Origin of the sequence: Kineococcus glutinatus, from assembly GCF_039542765.1 — a bacterium.
Taxonomy (GTDB): Bacteria; Actinomycetota; Actinomycetes; order Actinomycetales; family Kineococcaceae; genus Kineococcus_A; species Kineococcus_A glutinatus.
This window is the reverse complement of sequence record NZ_BAABIL010000160.1, coordinates 1-8,081: the sequence shown is the minus strand read 5'-3', so window position 1 is coordinate 8,081 and position 8,081 is coordinate 1. Positions and strand designations below refer to the sequence as shown.

Here is an 8,081-nt window from a genome sequence, read left to right as displayed (position 1 = left end):
GCCCGGCTCATGACCGAGCGCCTCACCCCCGACGTCGGCATCACCTGGGACGACGTCCTCTCGCGGATCACGGCGTAGGCCTTGGCCCAGGTGGCGGGTGAGACGGCCGACCCGGTCAGGGCCGACCCGGCGGCGGCCCCCACGAGCTGGGGGGCCGCCTGGCCGGTGGTGGCCGTGCCGTCGGTCTGCGCGGCCAGCGCCGCGGCGAAGGCCGGCGATGCGAGGGCGCCGGGCGAGTCGGGGACCTCGACCTCGCGCACCCCGGTGGAGTCCTCGCCGTCCGCGGCCGTGGGGAGCACCGCGTCGAGCGCGAGCTCGGACAGCAGGCTGACCTGCTGCTCGGTGACCCCCACGACGAGGGCCCGGTCCCCCACGCGCACGACCGCGACACCGGCCTTGTGGCCGATCGAGGTGCGCTCCAGGACCGCCAGGCCGCTCCCGGCGGCACCGGCGGAGCGGGAGCGGCGCATCCGGCGCGCGATGAGCCACATCAGGCCCAGCACGGCGACGAGGGACACGGACATCCGCGCCAGGACGGCGAGGGTCTCCATCAGGCGCCGTTCTCCGCCCCGGGGACGACGATCTCGGTGACGCGGATGGCGTAGTCCTCGTCGACGACCACGACCTCGCCGCGGGCGATGAGCTGGCCGTTGACCAGGATGTCGGCGGGGCTGCCGGCGGCCCGGTCCAGCTCGACGACCGAGCCGGAGGTCAGGGCGAGCAGCTCCTGCACGGTCATGCTGGTGCGGCCCAGCTCCACGGTGACGTCCATCTGCACGCCGCGCAGCAGGTCCATCGTGCGGCGGGGGCCGCCGGCGGCCGGTGCGGCGGCGGCGGTGGCGGCCGCGGGGGCGGCGGACCCGGACGCGGACACCGCGAGGCCGACCAGGGCCAGGGTCTCGCCGTCGGAGCCGACGATGGCGACCGCGCCGCCCTCGCCGTGCAGGGTGGCGAACGCCGTGGCCGGCTCGCCCTCGACGCCCGCGCCGACGGTGCAGTGGCCGAGGGTGGCCACGGCGGCCTCCATCGCCGGGCGCAGGGCGTCGACGAGGTCGAGGGCGCCCTCGGGGCTGCTCATCAGGGTGTCCATGACGGCCTCGCCGACGACGATGGCCACCGTGCCGCTGGCCGCGCCGGCGAAGCGGGCGGAGACCGCGATGCCGTCGTCGCCGAGGTTGGGAGCGGAGTCGGCGGGCACGACACCGGTGATGCTGCCCGGCGCCGACAGCGGCAGCAGGGACAGCGCCGCCTCGGCGGCCTGGCTGACGAAGGTGTGGGCGTCGGTGGTGGTGGCGGTGCTCATCGGGTCTCCTCGGGGGTCGGGACGATCAGGCAGGCGAGCCGCGGACCGCGGCTGCCCGCGACTGCGGTGGCGACGCGGGCGCCGGAGGCGACGACGTCGAGGGGGGTCTCGGCGCGGTGGGGCAGGCGCACGAGGTCACCGGGGACGAGCGCGAGGATCTCGTCCGGGCGCAGGTGGGCCGCGTTGAAGCGGACGGAGACCTCGACCGGGATGGACTCGAGGTGGTCGTCGAGCCGGTCGCGGTTGAGCCGGCGGACCCGCAGCTCCTCGGGCGTGGCGACCTTGAGCTCGGCGGCGCTGAGCGCGGCGGTCAGCGGGTCCAGCGGCATCGCGACGGTGGCGGCGCTGCGCGTGCCGGCGATCTCGACGTCGATGGTGGCCACGATCATGACGTCGGTGGCGGAGGCGGCCTGGGCGAACTGGGGGTTCTGCTCGATGGACGTCAGGTTGGCCTTCAGGTCCACGAGGGTGGCGAACGAGCTCGCCAGCTCCGTGAGGGCGCGCTGCACGAAGCCCTTGGCCAGCGACGCCTCGATGTCGGTGAGGACGCGCATCGGCTGGGTGCCGGTGCCGGTGCCGCCGAGCATCCGGTCGATGGCGCCGAGGATCATGGGGGTCTCGACGTGCAGGACACCGGCGCCCAGCAGGGGCTCGGGGTCGAAGACGGCCATGACCGACGGCATGGGCAGCATGGCCGCGTACTCGTCGTAGCTGTACTGCTGGATGCTGTCCAGGTGCACCTGCACGGTGGTGCGCAGGGTCGAGGACAGCAGGGTCGCCCACTGGCGGCAGAACGCCTCGTAGGTGATCTCGAGCACGCGGGCGTGCTGACGCGACAGCTTGGTCGGCCGCCGGAAGTCGTACGGGACGGGGACGCCGCGCCGCCGCGTACGCCGGCCGCCGTTCACCCGTTCGGCGCTGGTGGAGGTCTCAGGTGCCACGCTGCATCTATCGGCACGAACGGCCGTCACCCTTTAGCGCTAGGCCGGACGAGTGAGCGGGGCGGCCGGCGGGCACCTCCTCGTGCCCGGCGCGGGCCGGGGCCCGGAACGCAGCAGGGCCACGGCGGACGTCCGCCGTGGCCCTGCTGTGCTGCCGGTCCCTCAGGAGGCCTGCATCACGAACTGCGTGAGGTAGATCCCCATGACCGTCTTGGTGTGCTCGCCGGTCTCGTGGTCCTCGGTGGTGTAGGCCTCGATGATCTTCTCCTGCAGGTGCGTCTTGTGCTCCTCGCGCTTGACCGGGTCCGACAGCTCGGCCATGGACAGGCCGCTGAAGTAGCTGATCGCCTGGTCGTAGGCCTTGCTGCCGTCCAGCCCGCTGGAGCTGCCGTGACCGCTGGACTCCGCGGCGACGCCCTGCAGCGCCAGGCCGAGCTTGAGGTAGCCGTCGGAGAGGTTGAGGCTGATCGGGTCCAGGGCGGTGATGTCGCCCGGGGTCAGCACCTCCTCCGCGGTCTCCGCCGTGGCGGCGGAGGCGTCCTTGCCCAGCACGAGGCCGGCCGTGGTGCCGCCACCGGCCAGCAGCACCGCGGCCGCGGCGCCGATGATGATGAGCTTCTTCTTGCCGGCCTTGGCGCCCTCGGGGGCCGTGGCCTCGTCCTTCTTACCGGCCATGTCAGTGGCCTCCCGTCGCGGTCTCGGTGGTGGTGGCGGTGGTCTCGGTAGCGGCGTGCTCGGTGGTGCTCTCCGCCGCGGCGGTGGCGGGGACGTCCAGCTCGGCGGGGCCGTCGGTGGGCGTGGACTGCGCGACCTCCGGCAGCAGGGCCCGGACCGCCTCCGAGGAGGGCGAGGCGACGACGAGGTCGACGCGGCGGTTGCCGGCCATCGCCCGCTGGTCGGTGTCCGGGTAGAGCGGACGGGTCTCGCCGTAGCCCGTGGAGGTCAGCCGGGTGGGGGCCAGGTGGTGCACGTGCATGAAGCGGGTCACGACGCTGTTGGCGCGCGACGTCGACAGGTCCCAGTTGTCCCGGTAGCGCGTGGTGCTGCTCAGCGGCAGGGAGTTGGTGTGCCCCTGCACGACGATCTGGTGCGGCAGCGAGGCCAGCACCGGGCCGACCGCGTCGAGGACCTCCAGGCCGGTCGGCTCGACGTCCGCGCTGGCGTTGGCGAAGAACACGTTGTCGGCGACGAGGCCGACGACGAGGCCCTCGGAGGTGATCCGGTAGGTCACCTGGTCCTGGTTGCCGTCCACGGCGAGGGCGGCGTCGATCCGCTTCTCGATCTCGCGGTAGTCGGCGACCTCCTGGGTGGCGGCGTCGAGGTTGCCCTGCGCCTCCACCCGCTCCTCCTCGGTGCGGGCCTCCTCGAGGACCTGCTCGCGGCTCTGCAGCTCCAGCGGGTCGCCGGTGACGAACGCCTGGATGTCCAGCGGCGCCTCGCCGTTCTCGGCGTCGTTGACGCCCTGGCTGCCCTGCAGGACGACGTTGCTGGGCGCGAAGCCGTCCTCCAGGCCCTCCTTGAACGCCGCGAACTTCTTCTGGTCCACCTGGCTGAGGGCGAAGAGCACGATGAAGAGCGCCATGAGCACCGTCAGCATGTCCGCGTAGGACACCAGCCAGCGTTCGTGGTTGACGTGCTCGTCGTGCTCCTCGTGCTTGTGCCGGCGCTTGCCGCCCCCGCCGGACATCAGGCGGCCTTCTTGTCCGGCACCGCGGTGCCCGGGGGCAGCAGGCTCTCCAGCTTCTTGGCCACCGAGCGCGGGTTGGCGCCGGCCTGGATGGCCAGGATGCCCTCGACGACGAGCTCCATCTGCGCGACCTCGAGGCCCGACAGGCGCATGAGGCGGCTCTGGACCGGCAGGAAGAAGAAGTTCGCGCTGGCGACGCCCCAGAAGGTGGCGACGAACGCGGCGCCGATCATCGGGCCGAGCGCGGCGGCGTCGGTGAGGTTCTGCAGGACGACGCAGAGCGAGATCACGGTGCCGCAGATGCCGACGGTGGGCGCGTAGCCACCCATGTCACCGAGGATCTTGGCGGCCTGCTTGTCGGCGGTCTTCTTGGCCTGGATCTTGCCCTGGAGGATCTCGTAGAGCTCGTCCGGGTCGGTGCCGTCGATGGCGGTCTGCAGGCCGTCGCGGAGGAAGTCGTCCTCCACCTGCTTGATGGCGTCCTCGAGGGCGAGCAGGCCCTCGCGGCGGGCGCGCTCGGCGAGCTGGACGATGACGCCCACGGTGTCGCCGGCGTTGGTCACCTTGCCGAGGAAGGCACGCTTCAGCGTGCCGATGAGGGCGATGCCGTCCTTGAGGGTGCCGCCCATGAGGCCGACGCCGAGGGTGCCGATGAAGACGAGGACGAGCGGTCCGGGCAGCAGGATGTCGCCGACGGAACCACCCTCGTGGTTCTGGGTCCAGAGCACGGCCGCCGTGGCGACGACGAGCCCGACGATAGTCGCGATGTCCATGGTCACGGCCTCCTGCGGTGCAGCGGCACCGGGGCCGGCAACTCGCTGTCGGTGTCGGGGGCGCCCTGGGCGCCCTTGGTCTTGGCCTCAGCGGCGGGGTGGACGAGCTCCAGGACGTCCGCGGACCCCGTCTCCTCCAGCGAGTGCGCGGTGGCGACGACGCGGGCGCGGAACGCGAGCACCCGCTCGACCAGCTCGGCGAGGGGCTCGCTGATGATGAACTTGGCACCGTCGACGAGGGTCACGACGGTGTCGGGCGTGGCGTCGACGCGCTGGATCAGGTCGGGGTTCAGGGCGAACACCGACCCGTTGAGGCGGGTCACGAGGATCACGGGATCCGTCCTTGGCGTTGGAGTGGGGCCCTTCCGTGGGCCGCTGTGCGCCGTTCCATCGGCGCTGCTGACGTGGATCTGAGGCGGGCTTGCCGCATGAACCCGTTCGTGCTAATGCGTTACTCTCTGCAACCGGGGGCGCGTGCCCAGCGGCTCCCCCGGCGGCGCCCGTCTCCGGGTCCGGGCACCCCAGAGCCGCCCCGGCGGCGCCCATCTCCGGGTCCGGGCGCCCTGGAGCAGCTCCAGGAGGGCCCATCTACGGGTTCGGGCGCGCCGGGCGGCCCCGGGACGCCGGACGCCCCCCGGCCTGCGTGGTGCGGGCCGGGGGGCGTCGGGGTGGTGCGGTGTCCGGCTGGGGGCTCAGCCGGCGCTCAGGCGCGTCAGCGCTTGAGGTTGACGAGGTCCTGCAGGATCTCGTCGGAGGCGGAGATGATCCGCGAGTTCGCCTGGAAGCCGCGCTGGGCGAGGATCAGGTTGGTGAACTCCGCCGACAGGTCGACGTTGGACATCTCCAGGCTGCCCGCGAGCAGGGCGCCGCGACCGGCCTCACCGGCGATGCCGTAGACGGGGGCACCGGAGTTGGTCGAGACGCTGTAGAGGGAGTTGCCCTCCTTGACCAGACCGGCCGAGTTGTTGAACGTCGCGATGGCGACCTGGCCGAGGGTCTGCTTGTACCCGTTGGAGTACGAGCCGGTGATGACGCCGTCGGTGCCGAAGGAGTAGCTCATCAGCGTGCCGATGGGCGCGCCGTCCTGGGCGGTCTCGATGGCGCTCTTGCCGGTGGTGCCGACGTAGCCGGTCAGCTTGCTGACGTCCACGTCGTAGGTCCCGCCGCCGGCGGTGGTGATGGTCAGCGGGGACGGGGTGGAGGTGGCGTACGCACCGTCGACGTAGGCCACGCCGTTGACGGTGGTGGCGTCGAAGTTGATGCTCGCCGCCGGCGTGCTGGGGGCGAACGTGGCGCCGCCGTCGGTGGAGACCTCGATGTTCCAGGTGTTGTCGGGGGTCGACGCCGTGCTGGCGTTGGTGAACCGCATGTGGACGGTGGTGGCCTCGCCCTGGTCGTTGTAGGCCTTGAACGAGGTCGTCGCCGTCGCGGGCACACCGTTGGCGAAGGTCCGGTCGAGGTTGCCGGTGACGGTGGCGGTGCTCGTCGCCTTGGCCGCCATGACGCTGTCGGCGGGGATGACCAGCTTGCCGACCTGGCCGTTGGTGTTGATGGTGCCGTTGGCGTCCGGGCGCCAGCCCATGACGTAACCGCCGGCGTTGGTGACGACCGAGCCGTCGGCGTCCAGGGTGAAGGAGCCGTTGCGGGTGTAGAACACGCCGTCGCCCTGCTGGACGGCGAACATGCCGTCGCCCTGCAGCATGAGGTCGGTGGACTTGCCGGTGGACTGCGCCGAGCCCTGGGTCATGTTCTGCGTGACGGCGTCGACGCGGACCCCGAGGCCGACCTGCGACGGGTTGGTGCCGCCGTTGGCGTCCGTCGGGGCACCGGCGGCCTTGGTGAGCTGGCTGAGCGTGTCGGAGAAGACGACGCTGGAGCTCTTGTAACCGGTGGTGTTGACGTTGGCGATGTTGTTGCCGACGACGTCCATCATCGTCTGGTGGGAGCGGAGGCCGCTGACACCGGAGAACATGGAGCGGAGCATCTGTCGTTGCCTTTCGGACGGCTGGCGGGGGATCTGGCGGGGAACTGGCTGGTTAGGAGGAGGAGGAGCCGGTGCTCTGGCTCTTCGGCACGTCGACGCTGCTCACCTTGGAGAGCACCACGTCCTTGCCGTCGACCTTCAGGACCGGCTCACCGCCGGTACCGCCGACCGAGCTGGCGGTGAAGGAGGCGGACGAGACGACGCCGGTGACCGGCTTGCCGTCGGCGCCCGTGTAGGTGACCGTCTGGCCGACCAGGCTGCTGGCCTGCAGGCGCTGCTGCGACGCCAGGAGCGAGACGTTGTTCTTGCTCATCTCCTCCAGCGTCTCCAGGGAGGAGAACTGCGCGGTCTGCGCGATGAACGCGGAGGAGTCGACCGGCTTGGACGGGTCCTGGTAGCGCAGCTGCGCGACGAGCAGCTTCATGAAGGTGTCCTTGTTGGCCTGGGTGCTGCCGGACGCCTTCGTGCTGGTGCTGGCGGCGCTGCTCGTCTTGGCGGCGGCGCTGGCCTGCGCCGCGTCGGAGTTGGCGATGAGCGAGGCGTAGGGCGAGGAGCCGCTGGCCGCGTCGATGGTCATGCTTCCTCCTTCGGTCGTCCGGGTGATTTCCTGTAGCCCGTCCGGGGCATTTCCTGCCGCCGGACGGGCGACGGGGCTCAGGGACGGGGCTCAGACCTGCAGGTCCAGGCCGCCGCGGGCGGCGGCGGACGCGCTGCGCCGGGACGCGCGCTGCTCGTCCGCGGCGAACAGGGCGCGGCGGTCGCCGCCGGGGCCGGACTGCTGCCCCTGCTGCCCGGAGCGCTGCTGGGAGCCGCCCTGACCGGCGTCGGCGGCGGCGCGGGAGTGCTGCTGGCCCGGCTGCGCGTCGCCGCGCACGTCGACGCTGGTGGACGCGAAGTTCGTGGACGCGAGCTCGCGCTGCAGCTCGCCGGCGGCCTGGCGCAGCGCGTGGCGGGCCAGCTCCGAGGCCGCGGACAGCTGCACGTGCAGGGCGCCGTCGAGGACCTCGGCGCTGACCTGGACGGGCCCGAGGCCGACGGGGTTGACCTCGACGGTCAGGCGGTGGACCGCGTCGGTGGCCGGCGGCAGGTGCTCGAGCCGGCCCGCCAGCCCCGCGGCGAAGGCCGTGGGGTTGGTCAGGGGCAGCGGCGCGGGCGGGGTGGACGTCACCGGGACGGCCGGGGCGGTGGCGGTGACCGTTGCGGGTGCGGGTGCCACCACGGCGGTGGGCACGGGCGCGGCGGCGGCCCCCTGCGCCGGATCGACGGCGGCGAGCGCGTCCGTCACCGCTCGCTGCAGCGGCGAGGTCGCCGGCTGGGGCACGACGGGGCTGGCCGCGAGCACGACGGGTGCGGGGGTGGCGCCCGGCTGGGCGGTGGCCGGCGCGGTGCGCGC

The 8,081-nt window shown here is 72.6% G+C and carries 10 protein-coding genes; all 10 read right to left on the bottom strand.

Translation table 11 applies throughout. From position 1 onward, the window contains the following. A partial coding sequence (gene fliO / locus ABEB16_RS06900; protein WP_345711521.1) for a flagellar biosynthetic protein FliO occupies positions 1-551 on the bottom strand: 551 nt, incomplete at its 3' end. Then, positions 551-1,303, bottom strand: a complete 753-nt coding sequence (gene fliN, locus ABEB16_RS06895; RefSeq protein ID WP_345711520.1) for a flagellar motor switch protein FliN — start codon at positions 1,301-1,303, stop codon at positions 551-553. The genes fliN and fliO, both read right to left, overlap by 1 nt. Beyond that, on the bottom strand, positions 1,300-2,244 hold the full coding sequence (locus ABEB16_RS06890) for a flagellar motor switch protein FliM (RefSeq protein ID WP_345711519.1): 945 nt from the start codon (positions 2,242-2,244) through the stop codon (positions 1,300-1,302). Before ABEB16_RS06890 ends, fliN begins: the two co-directional genes overlap by 4 nt. A gap of 162 nt (positions 2,245-2,406) precedes the next feature. Then, positions 2,407-2,919, bottom strand: a complete 513-nt coding sequence (locus ABEB16_RS06885) for a flagellar basal body-associated FliL family protein (protein ID WP_345711518.1) — start codon at positions 2,917-2,919, stop codon at positions 2,407-2,409. A gap of 1 nt (position 2,920) precedes the next feature. After that, on the bottom strand, positions 2,921-3,931 hold the full coding sequence (locus ABEB16_RS06880) for an OmpA/MotB family protein (RefSeq protein WP_345711517.1): 1,011 nt from the start codon (positions 3,929-3,931) through the stop codon (positions 2,921-2,923). Continuing rightward, the gene (locus tag ABEB16_RS06875) at positions 3,931-4,704 is read right to left on the bottom strand and encodes a motility protein A (RefSeq protein WP_345711516.1); all 774 of its coding nucleotides are present in this window, start codon (positions 4,702-4,704) and stop codon (positions 3,931-3,933) included. The genes ABEB16_RS06880 and ABEB16_RS06875 overlap by 1 nt, the downstream gene beginning before the upstream one ends. Before the next feature lie 2 nt (positions 4,705-4,706). Next, entirely contained in the window at positions 4,707-5,036 is a 330-nt protein-coding gene (locus ABEB16_RS06870) for a flagellar FlbD family protein (protein ID WP_345711515.1), read from the bottom strand. A 380-nt stretch (positions 5,037-5,416) separates the two neighbouring features. Then, on the bottom strand, positions 5,417-6,688 hold the full coding sequence (locus tag ABEB16_RS06865; protein ID WP_345711514.1) for a flagellar hook protein FlgE: 1,272 nt from the start codon (positions 6,686-6,688) through the stop codon (positions 5,417-5,419). Between the two features lie 52 nt (positions 6,689-6,740). Continuing rightward, entirely contained in the window at positions 6,741-7,265 is a 525-nt protein-coding gene (locus ABEB16_RS06860; protein ID WP_345711513.1) for a flagellar hook capping FlgD N-terminal domain-containing protein, read from the bottom strand. 90 nt (positions 7,266-7,355) lie between these two features. Continuing rightward, positions 7,356-8,081: flagellar hook-length control protein FliK (gene fliK, locus ABEB16_RS06855; protein ID WP_345711512.1), on the bottom strand; the 726-nt coding region annotated here is incomplete at its 5' end.